Origin of the sequence: Undibacterium sp. Di24W (assembly GCF_049340325.1) — a bacterium.
GTDB lineage: Bacteria > Pseudomonadota > Gammaproteobacteria > Burkholderiales > Burkholderiaceae_D > Undibacterium.
This window is the reverse complement of record NZ_JBMPOP010000008.1, coordinates 1-18226: the sequence shown is the minus strand read 5'-3', so window position 1 is coordinate 18226 and position 18226 is coordinate 1. Positions and strand designations below refer to the sequence as shown.

Annotated in this window: 16 protein-coding genes; 12 read left to right on the top strand and 4 right to left on the bottom strand. The window is 46.0% G+C overall.

Annotated features, from left to right (window positions below; translation table 11 throughout):
• Positions 1–13: 13 nt before the first annotated feature.
• The 4 genes from accB to ACO0KZ_RS16685 all read right to left on the bottom strand — a co-directional run bounded on the left by accB (position 14) and on the right by ACO0KZ_RS16685 (position 2261).
• Positions 14–472, bottom strand: coding sequence for an acetyl-CoA carboxylase biotin carboxyl carrier protein (gene accB, locus ACO0KZ_RS16700; RefSeq protein WP_422997274.1), 459 nt, complete (start codon positions 470–472; stop codon positions 14–16).
• A gap of 134 nt (positions 473–606) precedes the next feature.
• A complete protein-coding gene (gene aroQ, locus ACO0KZ_RS16695) occupies positions 607–1044 on the bottom strand; it encodes a type II 3-dehydroquinate dehydratase (RefSeq protein WP_422997272.1) in 438 nt (145 codons plus the stop codon).
• Positions 1045–1123: 79 nt separating this feature from the next.
• Positions 1124–1663: a TlpA family protein disulfide reductase gene (locus tag ACO0KZ_RS16690; RefSeq protein WP_422997270.1), complete on the bottom strand. Its 540-nt coding sequence runs from the start codon at positions 1661–1663 to the stop codon at positions 1124–1126.
• Positions 1653–2261, bottom strand: coding sequence for a hypothetical protein (locus ACO0KZ_RS16685; protein WP_422997268.1), 609 nt, complete (start codon positions 2259–2261; stop codon positions 1653–1655). Before ACO0KZ_RS16685 ends, ACO0KZ_RS16690 begins: the two co-directional genes overlap by 11 nt.
• A 153-nt stretch (positions 2262–2414) precedes the next feature.
• On the opposite strand from ACO0KZ_RS16685, the gene mpl reads away from it, so the two are divergent.
• The 12 genes from mpl to ACO0KZ_RS16625 form a co-directional block, all read left to right on the top strand.
• Positions 2415–3833 carry a UDP-N-acetylmuramate:L-alanyl-gamma-D-glutamyl-meso-diaminopimelate ligase gene (gene mpl, locus ACO0KZ_RS16680; RefSeq protein ID WP_422997266.1) on the top strand — a complete coding sequence of 473 codons (1419 nt, stop codon included), beginning with the start codon at positions 2415–2417 and terminating at the stop codon, positions 3831–3833.
• 13 nt (positions 3834–3846) lie between these two features.
• Positions 3847–4428 carry a YqiA/YcfP family alpha/beta fold hydrolase gene (locus ACO0KZ_RS16675; protein WP_422997264.1) on the top strand — a complete coding sequence of 194 codons (582 nt, stop codon included), beginning with the start codon at positions 3847–3849 and terminating at the stop codon, positions 4426–4428.
• Positions 4418–5008, top strand: coding sequence for a chorismate--pyruvate lyase family protein (locus ACO0KZ_RS16670; RefSeq protein ID WP_422997262.1), 591 nt, complete (start codon positions 4418–4420; stop codon positions 5006–5008). Before ACO0KZ_RS16675 ends, ACO0KZ_RS16670 begins: the two co-directional genes overlap by 11 nt.
• Before the next feature lie 70 nt (positions 5009–5078).
• Positions 5079–7157 (top strand): ribonuclease catalytic domain-containing protein, encoded by a 2079-nt coding sequence (locus ACO0KZ_RS16665; protein ID WP_422997260.1) that lies wholly within the window; start codon positions 5079–5081, stop codon positions 7155–7157.
• A 34-nt stretch (positions 7158–7191) separates the two neighbouring features.
• Positions 7192–8088 (top strand): energy transducer TonB family protein, encoded by an 897-nt coding sequence (locus ACO0KZ_RS16660; RefSeq protein WP_422997257.1) that lies wholly within the window; start codon positions 7192–7194, stop codon positions 8086–8088.
• On the top strand, positions 8085–9035 hold the full coding sequence (gene aroE, locus ACO0KZ_RS16655) for a shikimate dehydrogenase (protein ID WP_422997255.1): 951 nt from the start codon (positions 8085–8087) through the stop codon (positions 9033–9035). Before ACO0KZ_RS16660 ends, aroE begins: the two co-directional genes overlap by 4 nt.
• Positions 9036–9064: 29 nt before the next feature.
• The gene (gene mtgA, locus ACO0KZ_RS16650) at positions 9065–9721 is read left to right on the top strand and encodes a monofunctional biosynthetic peptidoglycan transglycosylase (protein WP_422997564.1); all 657 of its coding nucleotides are present in this window, start codon (positions 9065–9067) and stop codon (positions 9719–9721) included.
• 17 nt (positions 9722–9738) lie between these two features.
• On the top strand, positions 9739–10713 hold the full coding sequence (gene corA, locus ACO0KZ_RS16645) for a magnesium/cobalt transporter CorA (RefSeq protein ID WP_314861351.1): 975 nt from the start codon (positions 9739–9741) through the stop codon (positions 10711–10713).
• 234 nt (positions 10714–10947) lie between these two features.
• A complete protein-coding gene (locus tag ACO0KZ_RS16640) occupies positions 10948–13215 on the top strand; it encodes a type I secretion system permease/ATPase (protein ID WP_422997253.1) in 2268 nt (755 codons plus the stop codon).
• The gene (locus ACO0KZ_RS16635) at positions 13212–14624 is read left to right on the top strand and encodes an HlyD family type I secretion periplasmic adaptor subunit (RefSeq protein WP_422997251.1); all 1413 of its coding nucleotides are present in this window, start codon (positions 13212–13214) and stop codon (positions 14622–14624) included. The genes ACO0KZ_RS16640 and ACO0KZ_RS16635 overlap by 4 nt, the downstream gene beginning before the upstream one ends.
• A gap of 29 nt (positions 14625–14653) precedes the next feature.
• Entirely contained in the window at positions 14654–15256 is a 603-nt protein-coding gene (locus tag ACO0KZ_RS16630) for a LuxR C-terminal-related transcriptional regulator (protein ID WP_422997249.1), read from the top strand.
• Between the two features lie 101 nt (positions 15257–15357).
• Positions 15358–18226: retention module-containing protein (locus ACO0KZ_RS16625; protein WP_422997247.1), on the top strand; the 2869-nt coding region annotated here is incomplete at its 3' end.

Below are 18226 nucleotides of genomic sequence, written 5' to 3'. Positions count from 1 at the left end.
GCCAATGATTAACTTAACCAATGATAAACAAGGGTTGACCAAATTCAACAGGTTGGCCATTTTCGACCAAAATTTGCTTGATGCTGCCTGTGAAATCGCTTTCGATTTCGTTCAGTAATTTCATTGCCTCGATAATGCATAGCGTATCGCCAGCACTGACATTTTTGCCAATATCAACAAATGCAGCAGAACCTGGCGATGCCGCACGATAGAAAGTACCGACCATAGGGGATTTGACAATGTGACCTTCCACAGCAGGCGCAGCGGCAGGCGCGGTGCTAGCAGCAACTGGTGCGGCAACAGGTGCTGGTGCAGCTTGTTGCATTTGTGGTTGCATCATCACCATTTGGCCTTGTGGCACGGGTGATGATTTAACAATACGTACTTTACCTTCGCCTTCGGTGACTTCTAACTCAGAAATGTCGGATTCCGCAACGAGGTCGATGAGGGTCTTGAGTTTTCTTAAATCCATGTGAAATCTCCTGAAAATGTGCCGTATAAGCTTACTTTTGGTAGCTTAAAAGTGGTTATTGGAATGTACGCAACGCATATTGAGAATCATTTTTGTATGATTGATGTATGTTAATTGCGTGAAGATGCGAGAATTTAAAGGTTTTTTAGTGCAAAGTCAATTGCTAAGCGATATCCATCGATGCCGAGGCCGCAGATGACGCCTTTCGCAATGCTGGAAAGATAAGAGTGTTGCCGGAAAGCTTCTCTTTGATGAATATTGGAAATATGAACTTCTAAAAACGGGATGGCAACACCCGCCAAGGCATCTCTTAATGCAACACTGGTGTGGGTAAATCCGCCGGGATTGATCACAATGGCATCAATATTTTCAGCGCGCGCCGCGTGAATTCTGTCGATTAATGCACCTTCATGATTACTTTGAAAGCAATAAAACTTAGCTTCAGCAAGTTCTACTTGTTGTCTTGCTGCATCTTCTACGTCAGTCAGTGTTTGACTGCCATAGATTTCTGGTTCACGTGACCCGAGTAAATTCAGGTTGGGACCATTGATGAGCAAGATCGAGCGTGCCATAGAATTTATTTTTTTGCCGAAGTTGCAGGCATTTTGCCGTTATTTACCTGTTATTGGCAAGTAAAAACACGGAATCTTTTTAACTTTTTATATTCAGGCGTTGAATATCGGCACGTAATTCATTCATTTTTAGGCGGCCAGAATACGTTTTCACCACTTTTCCTTCGGCCGAAATTAAGGCTGTGTAAGGCAGACCACCTGCTTTGTTTCCCATAGCTTGCGATAGGCTCGTGCCATCCATTCCCGCCGCGAAAACGGGGTAGCTGATTTGGTATTTTTGTGTAAATTCCGCAATATTTGTTGGGGTATCTATGCCCAGCCCGAGTAGTTGTACGTTTTTTGTTGCCAAGTCTTTTTGCAATTGTACCAACTCTGGCATTTCTTCAACACAAGGCTTGCACCAAGTTGCCCAGAAATTCACAACCAGGAATTTACCTTGCCATTGTTTAATGGCTTGTGGTTTGGCTTGAGCATCATTTAAAGTTAATGCAAATAATTTTTGGACGGCATTGTCTGCGGCCGGCGCCGGTTCGAATTTCTTGGCACCTAATGTTGCGCCCAAACCTGTAAATACTAAGCCAATAACTATGGCTGAAATTGTAAATCGTTTATTCATCATCGTTCTCAGCTTGTTCTATCAAAGTTCTCAGGTTGGCGAGATTACCCCGCTCTTTTTTGTCGGTATGACGTACATCATCCATGTCATGAACTAATAAGTGTACGCCTTCGTTTTTAAACATAAAACTTAGTGTCTCCACTGGGTCACCTCGTTTGCCTTGGTGTTCAGACACTTCGTAATCGATCCCTGCATTAATTAAAAAAATGGCGACATCTTTACTGTTGTCAGTATACAAGTGAAGATGAATGTCGGAATGCTCACCTGCTGTTCCATTAAGCACTGCGCCGATTAGGTAAGGATTAAATTGTGCGAATTCTTGCATCAATATCGCTGCTGTCTGCCGCAGGTGATGTAATCGCGCAGGTTGTGTCTCAGCAAAAAACAAGGCCTGATATTCGCGGACTTCTTGTTCTATTTGTTCGTTATCTGGCAGGATATTGCCGTTGATTTTTTGATTGCCGAGCAATTGTTTGACGGCGCGACGTTTTGCCGTGCCATATTCAGCACCTTCTTCTGCGATAAATTTGGCAGCGAGTGATGCTATTTCATCACGTATTTGCGTTGCCGAACCGCCTTCATTAAAAATAAAATTCGTCATTTGCGCATCATATCGCATTCGGTTTAGTCGTGTCAGTCTGCTTGCTCAGGTAGAATTGCGGCAATTGTTAAAAATTGGTCAAATTGAATGAAAAGCGCAAACTTTTGCCTGTCTTGTTCATGATCAAGTATTGTGGAAAGTTGGCATTATCTTATGCATATTCATATTTTGGGTATTTGTGGCACCTTTATGGGGGGCTTGGCAGTACTGGCAAAACAGGCGGGACATCATGTGACTGGTTGTGATGCCAACGTGTATCCGCCCATGAGCACCCAGTTGGCAGCGCAGGGAATCACTTTGATCGAAGGTTTTCATCCAGAGCAAATTGATCTTGCGCCCGATTTATATGTGATCGGCAATGTCGTGTCGCGCGGTAATCCTTTAATGGAAACGATTTTGAACCGTGGTTTGCCCTATGTTTCTGGCCCACAATGGATAGGTGAACAATTATTAAGTGATAAATGGGTGCTGGCAGTTGCCGGCACACACGGTAAGACGACAACGGCGTCGATGTTGGCATGGATTTTGGACTATGCGGGTTATGCGCCTGGGTTTTTGATCGGTGGTGTGCCTTTAAATTTTGGCATATCCGCGCGCCTGTCCGGCGAGACCATCGAAGGTGCTGGGAAAGAATCTAATTTCTTCGTGATCGAAGCAGATGAATATGACACTGCGTTTTTTGATAAGCGCAGTAAATTTGTGCATTACCATGCGAAAACGGCGATCTTAAATAATCTGGAATTTGATCACGCAGATATCTTTCCCGATGTTGCTGCGATAGAAACGCAGTTTCATCACTTGGTGCGCACTGTGCCGGGTATCGGGCGCTTGATCGTCAACGCACGAGAGGAGTCGCTACACCGTGTAGTACAGCGTGGCTGTTGGAGCGATAAAGAATTTTTTACTGACGGAAAAGAGAGTGCCGAAAGTGATTGGCATTTGGTCCTGCAAGAAGCTGAAAATTTTGATGTTTATTTCAAATCAGCATTGCAAGGTACCGTGCGTTGGGCTTTAAACGGTGCACACAATCGTATGAATGCTTTGGCAGCCATCGCGGCTGCACGTCACGTTGGTGTTACGCCCGCGACTGCGATTACGGCTCTATCAGAATTTGTTAATGTAAAGCGACGTATGGAATTACGTGGCGAAGCGGGTGGTATTAAGGTTATTGATGATTTCGCTCATCACCCGACAGCGATTGCAACGACGGTGCAAGGTTTGCGGTATCAGATTGGCCAATCTCGTATCTTGGCGGTACTAGAACCGCGTTCAAATACTATGAAAATGGGCGCGATTAAGCAGGCACTTCCTGGCAGCTTGAAAGATGCTGATTTGGCGTTTGTGTATGGTGCACAAAGTGGTAAAGATGCATTAGGCTGGGATCTCGGCGAGACTTTTGAGGAATTGGGCGATAAAGTCAGAGTTCATCATCAACTGTCGACCTTGGTGGCAGATATTACGCAGGAAGCGCGGGCCGGAGATCACATCTTGGTGATGAGTAATGGCGGTTTTGGTGGCGTACATCAATTGCTGCTAGATGCGCTGGCATTAAAAACAGCGAATTCGCACTAGACGGGCTCTGTTCATGATTTTGTATTTACACGGATTCCGTTCCTCGCCTGCGTCTTTGAAAGCGCGACTATTGACTGATTACTTCGCTGCACGGGAACGCGCAGCAGAATTTATTTGCCCGCAATTACCTGCATCGCCTGCGCAAGCAATTGCTTTGGCGCAGCGCCTAATAAATCAACATTTAGATCAAAATTCCGCAGAAGAGTTAAGTTTGATCGGTTCTTCATTAGGTGGTTTCTACGCGACTTATCTCGCGGAGAAATATAATTGTAGAGCGGTGCTGATTAATCCTGCAGTGACGCCGCCACGCGAATTAGAAAAGTATGTGGGCGTGACGACGGCTTACCATAGCGACGAGGTATTTGAATTTAAAGCTGAGTATGTTGAGGAGTTGAGGCAATTAGCCGTGTCGAAAATTAGCCGCCCGGAACGCTATTTTTTATTGGCGGCAACAGGTGATGAAGTGCTTGATTGGCGCGAGATGGTGGCACATTACCCAGCCGCTAAACAGCATGTAATTCAAGGTAGTGATCATGGTATCAGCGAGTTTGCTGATTACTTAGATTTGGTCGTGGCGTTCTGTGATGCGGCATAAGGGATTATCTCCAACAATGGCGAAGTGGCATACGCACGTTAATCATGTGCAAGCATCACCGTCTATGGCTGATTGGCTGAGTAATCGCGATTCATTGACGGAGCGACTCATGGCGCGTAGTACGCATTTTCGTGTGCAACGATTGTATCAAGGTCGCGGTATATGCTTGCAAGATGAGTTCGCCGAGGTTCAACTGCATAGTGCAAAACAAGTGATGGAACGCGAGGTCTTACTACGTTGTGACGAAGTGCCGGTGGTTTATGCGCATACCGTGTTGCCTCTGCATGCGAATGCGCAGCAGTGGCCGCTATTCGCATCCTTAGGTAATCGCTCCTTGGGAACGACTTTGTTTAGCGATCCTTTAGTACAGCGTGGTGATTTAAGTTACGCTCGTTTGCGTCCGGCACATCCTTTAATGCGCCGTATCGCAAAATTGGCTTTGTTTGAATTGACGGAACCTTATTTGTTGGCGCGTCGTTCGATTTTTATGCGACGTGGTGCCAAGCTATTGGTCACGGAAGTTTTCTTGCCTGCGATTCGAAACTTAAATGTGAATGCGGAAAGTCGGAACCAAGAATAAAAGTTAGCGGGTAACGTAGATAAGAATAACGACAGAAGTAATCGTAATAATTTTAAAAAAGACTGACAGAATGAATTTATTTTTTGAAGAATCGGGTGACTTTAAAGCTGGCTCAGTGTTGTCGCAAGCGGGTGAAGCATATCAAGTTGAATTGCCAAGTGGTAAGCGCACCAAGGTGAAGGCAAAGGACGTACTTTTGCAATTTAGCTCACCTGATTCAGCCACATTGTTGGAGCAAGCAAAGGCGCAAGCTGCAGAAATTGATTTGGAATTTTTGTGGGAAGTAGCGGGGCAAGAAGAGTTTGGTTTTGTTGAATTGGGTACAGAATACTTTGGTCACGCGCCGCAAGCGACGGAAGCTGCGGGATTAATTTTTGCTTTACATAATGCGCCATTTTATTTTTATAAAAAAGGCCGTGGACGTTATAAAGCGGCACCGGAAGCTGCGCTCAAGGCAGCACTAGCAGGCATAGAAAAAAAGAAACAACAAGCTATCATTCAAGCTGCGTATGTAGACGAACTCAAACAATTGCGTTTGCCTGAACAGTTTAAAGTGCTTGGTTTGCAATTACTATTTAAACCGGATAAAAATAGCATTGAATACAAGGCCTTGGTGGAAGCTTGTTCTGCTTTGCAAATGAATCCAGCGCGTCTTATGTTAGCGACGGGTGGTTTGCCAAATGCGAAACAGTTTCATTTATCTAAATTTTTGTTAGAAAATTTCCCTAAAGGCGTGGTATTTCCTGTCACTGCTTTACCAGTTCTACCTGAGAACTTGCCGGTTGCTGACGTACGCGCATTTTCAATCGATGATGTCACCACGACAGAAATTGATGATGCGTTTTCCATCACTACTATTGACGAAAGTACCGTTAAAGTCGGTATCCATATCGCCGCACCTGCTTTGGGAATACGGCCAGGTGACGCGCTCGATCAGATTGCGCGTCATCGTATGTCGACGGTGTATATGCCGGGTGACAAAATTACGATGTTGCCTGACGCTTTAGTGGATATTTACACCTTGGGTGAAGGGCAGACCCGACCAGCAGTGTCCTTGTATGTCACGTTGAAGACGCAAGACTGGCAGATTCTTGCGACTGAGACCAAGATTGAAGCCGTGCCTATGTCGGCTAATTTACGCCACAACGACTTGGATAGTCTGGTTACCGAAGAGAATTTGGCGAATGATGCTGGCGAATACCCACATAAAGCAGACCTTGCTTTGTTATGGAAATGGGTGCAGGTTTTGGAAGCTGGGCGTATGACAAAACGCGAAAGTTTTGGCTTGAAAGCTGAGCAGACTAATCGCGTTGATTTCAATTTTTATGTGGAAGATGACGTGGTCAGCATTGTTCGTCGCAAGCGCGGTGCACCGCTCGACAAAATCGTCGCAGAATTGATGATCTTAGCAAATAGCACTTGGGGTAAGCTATTACATGATCACGGCATCCCTGGTATTTATCGTGCGCAGGGCGGCGGTTCTGGAGGTTGGGCGGCGAAGATGCAGGTGCGCATGGTGACGCACGCCGCACCCCATCAAGGTTTGGGTGTGGATCAGTATGCTTGGAGCACATCACCACTGCGTCGTTATACTGATTTGGTGAACCAATGGCAAATCATTGCGTGCGTGCAGCATGGTGTAACGGCGGCATTGGTTGCACCATTTAAGCCTAAAGACGCCGACTTGTTTGCTATCGTTTCTAGTTTTGATGCAGCGTATGCGGCCTATGCTGACTTTCAAACTAACATGGAACGTTATTGGTGTTTGCGTTGGTTGGCGCAAGAGGGACAACGCCAAGTTGAAGCCGTTGTGCTAAAAGATGAGGTTTTGCGCTTGCTAGAGATTCCTTTAATCATTCGCTTACCGGGTATGCCACAAGTTGCTCGTGGTGCGCAGGTGCGCCTTGAGATTTTGCGTTGGGATGAATTGGATTTGAGTATTGAAGCGCGCTTGTTGGAAATGTTGGCAACGGTGACGGATGAAGATTTAGAAGAAGTAGTGGAAGACGATATGTCGCCGATCGATGTAGCAATGGAAGAAAGTTCAGCAGAATTGGATGTGGTGAATACGGAAGGAGTTGAAGCCGGAAATCTGGAATCAGTTTCTGAATCGGTGTCTGATGCAGAAAACGAAAGCCCTTCGGAATAACGCAAAGTTGCTAGTGGATTTATTGGATTAATTTGTGAAGACGATACTCGATAATTTGATTTTAAGCGCGGCCATTTTGGTGTCCGTGCTGTTTCACACCGTGGTATTGCTGGTGCACTTTGTTATGCCTAAGCCAGAAGAAACTAGTGCTACTGATCCTGGTTTAGAGATTATTCTGGTCAACGCCAAGCATGATAAACGTCCAATGAATGCACAAGCTTTGGCACAGGTCAATTTAGATGGCGGCGGCGCGCATGATGAGGGGCGCGCTAAGTCACCCTTGCCAGATATGCGTCGTACAGAAGATGGTGATAGTGTATTGGTCGCACAGCGTAAAGTGCAGGAATTGGAAGAGCGTCAGCGCCAGTTGATTGATCAGGTACGCAATGAAACCCGTTTCAAATCACAGCGGGTATTGGATAAAAAACAGCTGGAAGATAACCAGCAACAAGAGAACGGGCGTGATCAGGTCGATAGCAGTAAAGCTTTAGCACGTTCGATTGCGGAGATTTCACAGACCATTGAGGATCAAAATAAGCGCCCGCGTAAAACTTTTTTATCGCCAAGTACCCAAGCAGTTGGTCATGCGATTTATTACAAAGCTTTGCAGAAGAAAGTGGAAGACGTAGGCACACTGAATTTCCCGCAGGTGGATGGGAAAAAAATATATGGCGAAGTCATTATTTATATTCCCATCTTTCAAGATGGGACGATTTACGAAAAAGGCGGCGGGCCGAAAGTTGAAAAAACATCTGGCAATCGCGTTCTCGATAATGCCGCATTGAAGATCGTGCGTAAGGCAGCACCATTTGGTAACTTTCCACCGAATATGCGTTCGAAAGACAAAGACGACATCTGGATCGTGATTACTCGTTTTAAATTTACTCGCGATCAAGTACTAGAAACCGAGATGCGGGGAGGTGCCCAATGAGTAGTTGCTTCAGCACCGGCATCGAAAGTAATCGCAGTGTCGCAGAATTGACGACAGATCGCTACGTCGTATTTGGTAATCCTATTGAGCATAGTAAATCGCCGTTTATTCACTCGATGTTTGCACAACAAACGCAACAGTCTATCGATTATCAGAAATACCTGGCACCAGTTGATGGATTCGTCGAAGCAGTTCGCAGTTTCATTGCGGCAGGAGGGAAAGGTGCAAATGTCACCGTGCCATTTAAGCTCGACGCCTTTGCGCTTGCAACAAAGTTGAGTGAGCGTGCCGCGGTTGCTGGTGCTGCCAATACTTTGAGTTTTCTCGGTGGGGAAATCATTGGGGATAATACGGATGGTGCCGGATTGGTGCGTGATATTGTTGTGAATGCTGAGGTTCCGATAGCTGGTTCGCGCGTCTTGTTAATGGGTGCTGGTGGTGCGGCACGTGGCGCTTTGTTAGCTTTGTTGGCGGAACAACCAGCATGCTTAGTCATTGCGAACCGAACTTTAAGTAAGGCTCAGGAATTGGTGAGAATTGCTAACGAAGTAAGTCAAAAAAATGCCGCCGTCGCTGCGAGTACTTGGGAGCAGTTAGCTGAAAAATCAGATGAATTCGATCTGATTATTAATGCGACATCGGCGAGTTTATCTAGCGATGTGCCGCCATTGCCAATAGCCGTGTTCGCGAAGCACTGCCTAGCATACGACATGATGTATGCGAATGACCCTACCAGTTTTATGAAGTTCGCTGCGCAACACGGTGCCAAAACCAGAGATGGTTTGGGCATGCTGGTTGAGCAGGCGGCTGAAGCATTTTTTATTTGGCGAGGCCAGCGCCCAGATACGCAGCCAGTCCTTGCAGAGTTGAATAGACAGCGCAAGTTGCAAGGCAATGCACAAGCAGTCGGACAAAGTAGCAAAGAAAATGGAGGTGTGCGTCCGTGAAAAAACGTATTTTTTTATGGTTGATCTTGATGCCTTTGGCGCTGTTCATCGTTGTACAACTCTATTTTTTGATTCATATTTTATGGTGGATTAAATACAATCCATCATCAACTAGTTTCATGCGTCAGCAAGAAGCTATTTTGTTGGAAAAAAATCCCAAATTTGTATTGCAACATAAATGGGTTGCCTACGATCGGATTTCGAATAATTTGAAGCGCGCGGTCATTGCCTCAGAGGATGATGGGTTTTCAGAGCATGAAGGTGTGGATTGGGATGCCATGCAAAAAGCCTTTGAAAAAAACAAGAAAAAAGGCAAAGTGGTTTCAGGTGGATCCACCATTACGCAACAGTTGGCAAAGAATTTGTTTTTGTCCGGCGAGCGCAGTTATGTGCGTAAGGGGCAGGAGTTAATTATTACCTATATGCTGGAAATGTGTATGGATAAAGAGCGGATTTTTGAAATTTATCTAAACGTGGTGGAGTGGGGCGTAGGAACTTTTGGTGCGGAGGCCGCTGCCAAACATTATTACGGGATCAGTGCCGCGGCCCTGTCGCCATCTCAGGCTGCACGTATGGCGGTGATGCTGCCTAAACCACGTTTCTATGACAAGAACACTGGGTCTGCTTATTTGCAGAGACGGAGTGAGATTATTTTGCGTCGCATGAACTCGTCTGAGTTGCCGTAGCGATCTAGGAGTTAAGTATGATTAATGTATTTGTACTGCATAACGGGCGCTTAAGCCAAATTCATATTGAGAGTCGGGAAGATCTTGAGAATACTTTGCCAGTTTGGGTTGATCTGACTGATCCAAATGAGGAAGAGCGTGAGTGGGTTAAAGGAATTTACGGTGTGACGCTGCCAGGTGAGGATGAAGTTAAAGATATTGAAGCATCGGCCCGTTACTATGAAGCAGATAACGGCGATTTGCATTTGCGTACCGATTTCCTGATTGATGACGACGATGATGATGAACCAGCGCGGACGGTCACGGTCGCGTTTATTTTGGCGCGCGAGATTTTATTCTCAGTACATACCGTTGATTTGCCAGTGTTTCGTTTAGTTCGTATGCGCGCCCGTTCACGCCCCGGATCAATCGCGGATTACAAAGACGTATTGATGGATTTGTATGCGACTGATGCCGAGTATTCTGCGGATGCCCTAGAAGGTATTTACCAAAATTTAGAAGACGTTAGTCGTGCAGTTTTACAGAAAGACTTTTCAGATCAAGATGCGGCGGTGGCCTTGAATGCGATTGCGCAAGAGGAAGATTTGAATGGTCGTATTCGACGTAATATGATGGACACACGTCGTGCAGTCAGTTTTTTGATGCGAGGACGTTTGCTTAATGCAGAGCAGTTTGAAGAAGCCCGTCAGATTTTGCGCGATATTGAATCACTGGATGGACATACTTCATTTTTGTTCGATAAGATCAACTTCTTGATGGATGCCACCGTCGGTTTTATTAACATTAATCAGAACAAGATCATTAAGATTTTCTCTGTAGCATCGGTAGCATTTTTGCCACCAACTTTGATCGCCAGTATTTACGGTATGAATTTCAAGGTCTGGTTCCCGGAATTGGAGTGGACTTTAGGTTATCCATTCGCGCTTGGATTGATGTTGGTATCGGCGATTACGCCATTTTGGTACTTTAAGCGTCGTGGTTGGTTGAAATGAGTATAAAAAAGCATACAAATGCATAGAATAGCGGGTAGTTCTTGTTAATAAGCGGTGTAACTTTGTTAAGAATTGTCAATAGTGTGATTTGGCAGTAGATTTTCTCTCCGGAAAGTTATTACTATTGTAAAATTAAGCATATGAATTCATTGTAAGTTCTCTCTCGTTGATAATTGTTATCTACGATGATTTAGCTTAGCTGACTCTCCTAACGAATTGCGATGGCGAAAAGGCATGACACAACAAGAAAAAAAATCTTCTCAAGATGCTGGTGCTAGCTTGGATGCTGCGTCGAATAAAGTCTTGAACAAAACGATTGATGTCAATGCGACTCAAGCCACCAATAATATTGGCTTCGGCTCTGGCATACGTGAAGATTTATTGCATCGAGATCCTTTGTTGGATTGCCTAGTGGAGCTAACTCGAATTCATGGTCGCCCAAGTACTCGTGCTGCACTGACGGCGGGTTTGCCTTTATTGCCGCAAGGCTTGACGCCCTCATTATTCGCACGTGCTGCCGCCCATGCCGGCTTTTCCGCTAAAGTTGTACGCCGCGATCTCGTGAAGATTGATCAAGCATTATTTCCCGTGATTTTGCTGCTCAAAAATAACGAAGCATGCTTGTTGCAAGCCTGGAGTAGTGATGGTGCGACAGCGCAGCTTTTGATGCCGGATTCAGGGCAAGGTGCCGTCAATTTAACGCGCGAAGAATTGGCGGCGCGTTATACCGGCGTTGCGATTTTCTCTCGACCACATTTCCGTTTTGATCGACGTACGCCTCCCTTGGTTGAGGTACCTCAACGCCATTGGTTTTGGGGCGCGATCTTAGAGCAAAGTCCTATATTTAAAGATATTTTAGCGGCTGCTTTGCTGATTAATCTGTTTGCTTTGGCGATGCCTTTGTTCACCATGAATGTGTATGATCGGGTGGTGCCGAATTTCGCGGTACAAACCTTATGGGTGTTTGCGGGTGGGATTACCTTGGTCTTGATTTTGGATTATGGGATTCGTTTATTGCGCGGGCATTTTATTAATTTGGTGAGTAATCGTATTGATTTAAAATTGTCTGCTCTGATAATGGAGCGGGTGCTAGGAATGCGCATGTCGCAACGTCCGGCGTCAGTTGGTGCATTCGCCTCGAATTTACGATCCTTTGAAGCCGTGCGCGATTTCATTGCTTCTGCCACAGTAACAGCGCTGATTGATTTGCCTTTTGCAATACTGTTTTTGTTTGCTTTGGTGTGGATATCCTGGCCTATTGTGTTGTTGCCTATCATCGGCATTATTATTGTCGTTATCTACAGCTATATGGTGCAACATAAAATGCGTGAATTGTCTGAGACAACTTTCCGCGCAGCTGCCTTGCGTAATTCGACGCTGATCGAGAGTTTGACTGCGTTGGAAACTATTAAGGCGCATGGTGCAGAAAGTCAGATGCAGGCCAAATGGGAAAAGACCACGGCATTTTTGGCGACGGTAAATTCTGAATTGAAATTGCTGTCTGCGTCCAGCATGAACGGCGCGTCGCTTATTCAGCAGTTGGTGAACGTGGCCGTTGTAGTGGCTGGTGTGTATCTGATTCAGGAAAGAATGTTGTCTATGGGGGGCTTAATTGCAGCCACGATGTTGGCTGGTCGAGCAATGGCACCGGTAGCACAGGTTGTTGGTTTGATGTTGCAATTCGAAGGCGCTAAAAACTCTTTGGCGTCTCTCGAGAAAATTATGGCAACGCCGACCGAAAGAAGCGATGAAACTGCTTTTGTTCACAGACCCGAAATTAAGGGCCAAATCGAATTTCGAAATGTACATTTTAGCTACCCTGGACGCACGGAAGAGGCCTTACGTGGCGTTAGTTTTAAAATTGCGCCAGGCGAACGATTGGTCATTATCGGTAGAATCGGGTCTGGCAAATCGACACTGGAAAAATTGATTTTAGGCTTGTACGCGCCGACCAAAGGTTCCGTGTTGTTAGATGATGTTGATTTGCGCCAATTAGATCCGGCTGATTTACGTCGTAATCTCGGTTATGTAGAACAAGATTCTATGTTGTTCTATGGCACGCTCAGAGAAAACATCACGATTCGTGCCCCTTACGCAGATGATAGGGCGGTGGTTGCCGCCGCTGAATTGGCAGGTTTGACTGAATTTGTGAATGGTCATCCAGAAGGTTTTGATATGCTCATCAGCGAGCGTGGCGAATCTATTTCTGGTGGACAAAGACAAAGCATTGCAATAGCGCGCGCCGCATTATTGGATCCTCCTGTGCTATTGCTTGATGAACCTACCAGTGCGATGGATTATCCTTCCGAGGCGCAATTTAAAGAACGCATCTCTCGTTATGGTCAGCATAAAACGATGATCATTGTTACGCATAGACCTAGCTTGATGGATTTAGCGACTCGTATCATTGTGGTCGATAGTGGCGTCATTGTGGCCGATGGTCCGCGCGATAAAGTTATGCACGCTTTACAAAACGGTCAAATTGGAAGAGCAAAATTATGAGCTTCTGGCGTCGCTTCGGACTAGCAATTATCGCGCTGCTTGAAAAATTGCGTTTGAAATTTATGTTGTCTCCCGGCGGCTGGTTGCAACGCTGGAAGGATAATGTCGCGCTTCCTGAATCTGATTTTATGCGTGACGCTGAAACCATCATGATTCAGCAAGAACCAATGCGTGCACGCATTTTGTTGCGTTCTGTGTTGTTTGTTTTTGTGCTGTTTTTGATTTGGACAGCGTTGGTGAGTGTCGATGAAATTACTAAAGGTGAAGGGAAAGTTATTCCTTCGCAGCAGTTGCAGATTTATCCAAGTTTGGATGGCGGTATTGTGACCGACATCTTGGTGAAAGAGGGGCAAGTCGTTAATGAAGGGCAAATCTTATTGCAGATCGATACGACCCGTTTTGAATCTTCGGTAAAAGAAAATCGGTCTTTGTATCTGTCGTTGACTGCAAAGGCAGCTCGTTTGCGTGCGATCGGCGATGGTAAGCCTTATGTACCTCCTGAAGAAGTAGTAAAAGAGGATCCTAAAACCGCCGAAGAGGAGCAGCGATTATATGAAACTGCGACTTCAGAATTGCATTCGCAAGTGTCAATCGCACGTCGGCAATATGAACAACGCAGTCAGGAACAAGCGGAAGCTAATGCTCGCCAAAAACAAGCGGCGAATGCGTATGAGTCGAGTCTGAAAGAATACAATTTCACCAAACCACTATTAAGTACTGGTGCAGTTTCTGAAGTTGAATTGTTGCGCTTGGAGCGTGATGTTTCTCGTTTTAAGGGCGAGCGAGACGTTGCGGCAGCACAGATAGCGCGTTCTGGCGCCGCTATGTCGGAAGCGATGGGGAAAATTCAGGAAGTTGAATTGGCTGTCCGAAATAACGCCAGTAAAGAATTGTCAGAAACCATGGCGCGTTTAAATTCATTAATTCAAAGTGGCACCGGTTTGGCAGATCGGGTCAAGCAGTCGGCAATCCGGTCACAGGTACGTGGCACGGTGAAGCGTCTTTTGGTGAATACTGTGGGTGGTGTGGTGCAGCCAGGTCGAGATGTAGTGGAGGTTGTGCCTAGTGATGGTCGTTTGATCTTAGAAGCCAAAATGGCGCCTAAAGATATTGCATTCCTGGTGCCGGGGCAAAAAGCAGTGGTGAAATTTACTGCTTATGACTTTTCTACTTATGGCGGCTTAGACGCGAAGTTGGAGCATATTGGCGCCGACTCTGTGACCGATGAACGTGGCAATACGTTTTATACCGTGCGTGTTTCTACCGATAAATCGACCTTAGCCGGCGGTCAGCCGATTATTCCGGGTATGGTTGCCGAAGTCGATATTATTACCGGCAAAAAATCCATTTTGACGTATTTGTTGAAACCTGTCCTGCGCGCCAAGCAAGCCGCTTTTACTGAGAGATAGGTGCATAATTGTCGCAACAAAATCTTTTTATGATGCATTACTTTTGTTCAGACGGTATGGAAATCCCTATGGGGTTAGCCAAGGCGTTTCCGCAAATTCAAATGGTCGATCAGCGGTCTACTTTGCATGTTAGCTCGGGAGCCGCAATAGTATGGCTGCATTTACGACCAGGTCGAACTGTAGGGCAGCAAGTGCAAGCACTTAAACAACAAGTGCCGGGTGCGTACTTTGTTGGTATGAGTGATTTGCCCAATGATTTGGAAGCACTGGCCGTGTTTTCAGTAATGGCAAAAGGATATTGCAATACTCATGCTGGAGCAGAAGTACTTCTAAATGTCGCCAGTGTAGTGCAGCAGGGAGGCGTCTGGATAGGCGAATCGTTGATGCAGAAGTTGTTAGGAATGCCACCAGCTGCGCCGCAGTTGGATATGGTCGCGGAAACCTGGTCAGGCGTGTTGACGGGGCGTGAAACTGAAGTCGCAAAAGCGATCGCAGTGGGTGCTACCAACAAGCAAATCGCAGCGCAAATGGGAATTACCGAACGAACCGTGAAGGCTCATGTAGGTGCGGTTCTTGATAAGTTGAAGCTAAAAAATCGCCTGCAACTGGCTTTATTGGTAAAAGATCGTTAAATCATTGTTTTTAGCCGGTTTCTAGTACCTTAGTACAATTGGCTAGACCCACCTCTGTTGTTACATTCTGGACATTCACTATTTTCGTCTGGAGTTCTGTAATGGCAAATTCGACAAGTATTATCGGTAAAGTAGTTGCGCTGCAAGGTCAGGCAATTGTTAAGTCTCCCGATGGTAAGCAGCACCAGTTAAAAGTGGGCGATGTTGTCTATGAAAAAGACGTCATCATCACAATGCCAGGTGCGCAAGTCGAGCTAGCTTTTGATTCCGGGCATTCATACTCTATTCGTCAAAATGAAACCCTTAGTCTTGATGCCAGTGTATTCGCACCGGCGCAGGTTGAAGTGGCCAATGCCGCTTTATTACCGCAAGATGCTTCAGCACAGAACATCGCCAATGCCGTTGTCGGTGAAAATAGTCTTGATAAATTATTGGAAGAAACCGCTGCAGGTTTGGGTGGCGGTGATGTGGGTGATGGTAATAGTTTTGTCCGGATTGATCGTATTGCCGAAAATGTGACGCCGAGTACGAATAATGCAGTGCCTTTGGCGACTGCCTCGCCTCCTGCAGATACGACGCAAGCTGGCCCACCAGCGGATGGTGGTGTTCAAGTGCTTTCAGTTTCCTCTCCAAGTGCGCCTGAAGGCGGATCTCAAGACTTTGTGGTTAAATTGTCTGGCCCAAGCGCGCAAACAACACAATTGAATTTAGCGTTGTCTTCTGGTAGTGCTACGGTTGGTGTTGATACTGGATTGCAATTAATTTCATTTGATGGTGGTCAAACATTTGTAGGTTTTAGTAATGGAAACGTTGCAGTTCCTGCAGGTGTTACAAGCATTATTGTGCGCGTCGCTATTGCGAACGATGGTCTGATTGAGGGAACAGAATCTTTATCACTTGCGGCAAGTACCGCATCGAATACCGGTGTAGTCACAGGATCAGGTGTGATTATCGATAGCGTTGCGCCAACGATTAGTATTGCTGGCCCACTCGAGGTGAGTGAATCTGCTGGGGTGGCGACATTCACGGTCACTTTGAGTTCTGCGAGCACTGCTCCAGTATCAGTGAATTACGCGACAACAAATGGTACTGCTATTGCAGGTAGTGATTTTACCGCAGTAGTTGGAAGTATCGTGTTCGCACCGGGTGAAACAAATAAGACTATTTCGGTACCGATTACGGCAGATCGGGTTTTTGAAGGTGCAGAGAATTTTAGTGTCAATTTATCGAATCCGAGTAATGCTGTGGTTGCTAATGCTAGTTCAAGCGTAACTATCAGAGATAGTGGTTTGGTTGTTGATAGTGTTTCCGACGCGACCGTGGCCGAAGGTGGTAATTTGGTGTTTACTGTTAGTCTGAACGGCACTAGTACTACCCCTACATTGGTCAATGTGAATGCCGCTTCTGGTACGGCGACTCTTGGTGTTGATACAGGAAGACAAGAATTTTCTGTCAATGGTGGCGCGAGCTGGAGTACTTTAAACGGCCCTGTCACGGTTCCTCCAGGCGTTAGTAGTTTTCAGGTACGTATTGCGACGCTGACAGATAATCTGGTTGAGGGTGCAGAAACGCTGACCTTATCTGCTGGTACTTCGCAAAATATTAGTCCGGCCGCTGGCACGGGTACCATTACTGAAAGTACTTTGATTACTGTCAGTATTAGTGGCCCAGGTGATGTCAATGAAGGCGCTGGAACGGTTAGTTATACGATTTCCTTAAGTGCTGCAAGCCAGCTTCCGGTGACCGTTAACTATGGCACTAGCAATGGTACTGCGCTTGCCGGTAGCGATTACTCGGCCGCGACGGGCAGCATTACTTTTGCACCCGGTGAAACCAGCAAAACAATCACAGTGTCAATTATTAATGATAGTATTTTTGAAGGACCTGAGAATTTTAATGTTAGTTTATCCGCTGCTACCAACGCAACGATAGCAACTGGTAACGTAGGAACTACGATACATGATGATGGCACTGGGCTGGGAGGCAATGACGATGACCGTATTGTTGTTGTCAGCGTCTCTAGTCCTACCGTGGTAGAGGGCAACAATTTAGTATTTACGGTAAGTTTGAACGGTGTTAGTGCAGGCACAGTTCCTGTTAGTGTCAATGCCGCATCGGGTAGCGCGACCTTAGGTTTGGATACTCGTGGGCAGGAATTTTCATTAGATGGCGGCGCGACTTGGAGTACATTAACTGGTAGTGTTGCTGTGCCTGCGGGTGTTAGTAATTTTCTGGTTCGTATCCCAACGGTAATTGATGGTCTTCTAGAAGGTGATGAAACCTTAAGTCTTGCGGCTGCAACTGCGCAAAATACTAGCCCTGTTATTGGTATTGGTACCATCACCGACGGCGCTGTATCCACAATTAATTTAAGTGGGCCCGTCACTGTAGATGAATCTGCGGGTACGATTTCTTACACTATCAGTTTAAGTGCGCCTAACAATGCGCCTGTTAGCGTTAATTACACCACAAATAATGGTACTGCGTTGGCAGGAAGCGATTACACCTCGACTTCAGGTAGCGTAACTTTTGCACCTGGTGAAATCAGTAAAGTCATCACCGTTTCAATTACTGATGATTTATTAGTGGAGGATAGTGAGACCTTTCAAGTGAAGTTGTCAGGCGCCATTAATGCTGCTTTGGGCGCGGATAGCGTAACGACGACCATCATTGATAATGACGAGGTAAAAGTTCGTACAGTGGAACCCGGCGCGCCAGGTGCTGCTGATAATAACGTGATTGAAGGTAATAGTCTCGTTTATACAGTCAGCTTAAGTGCAGCAACTACTAGCATTTCGACTTTTGCCTATAGTCTTGGTGGCGGTACTGCGACAGCGGGTGCGGACTACAACACGACCCCGGTGTTTAGTAATGGCGTCACCTTGGTCGGTGGCAATGTGATAGTACCGAGTGGTGTGACGGCCTTTACGGTCACGGTGAGCACGATTGATGATACGGTGATTGATTCAG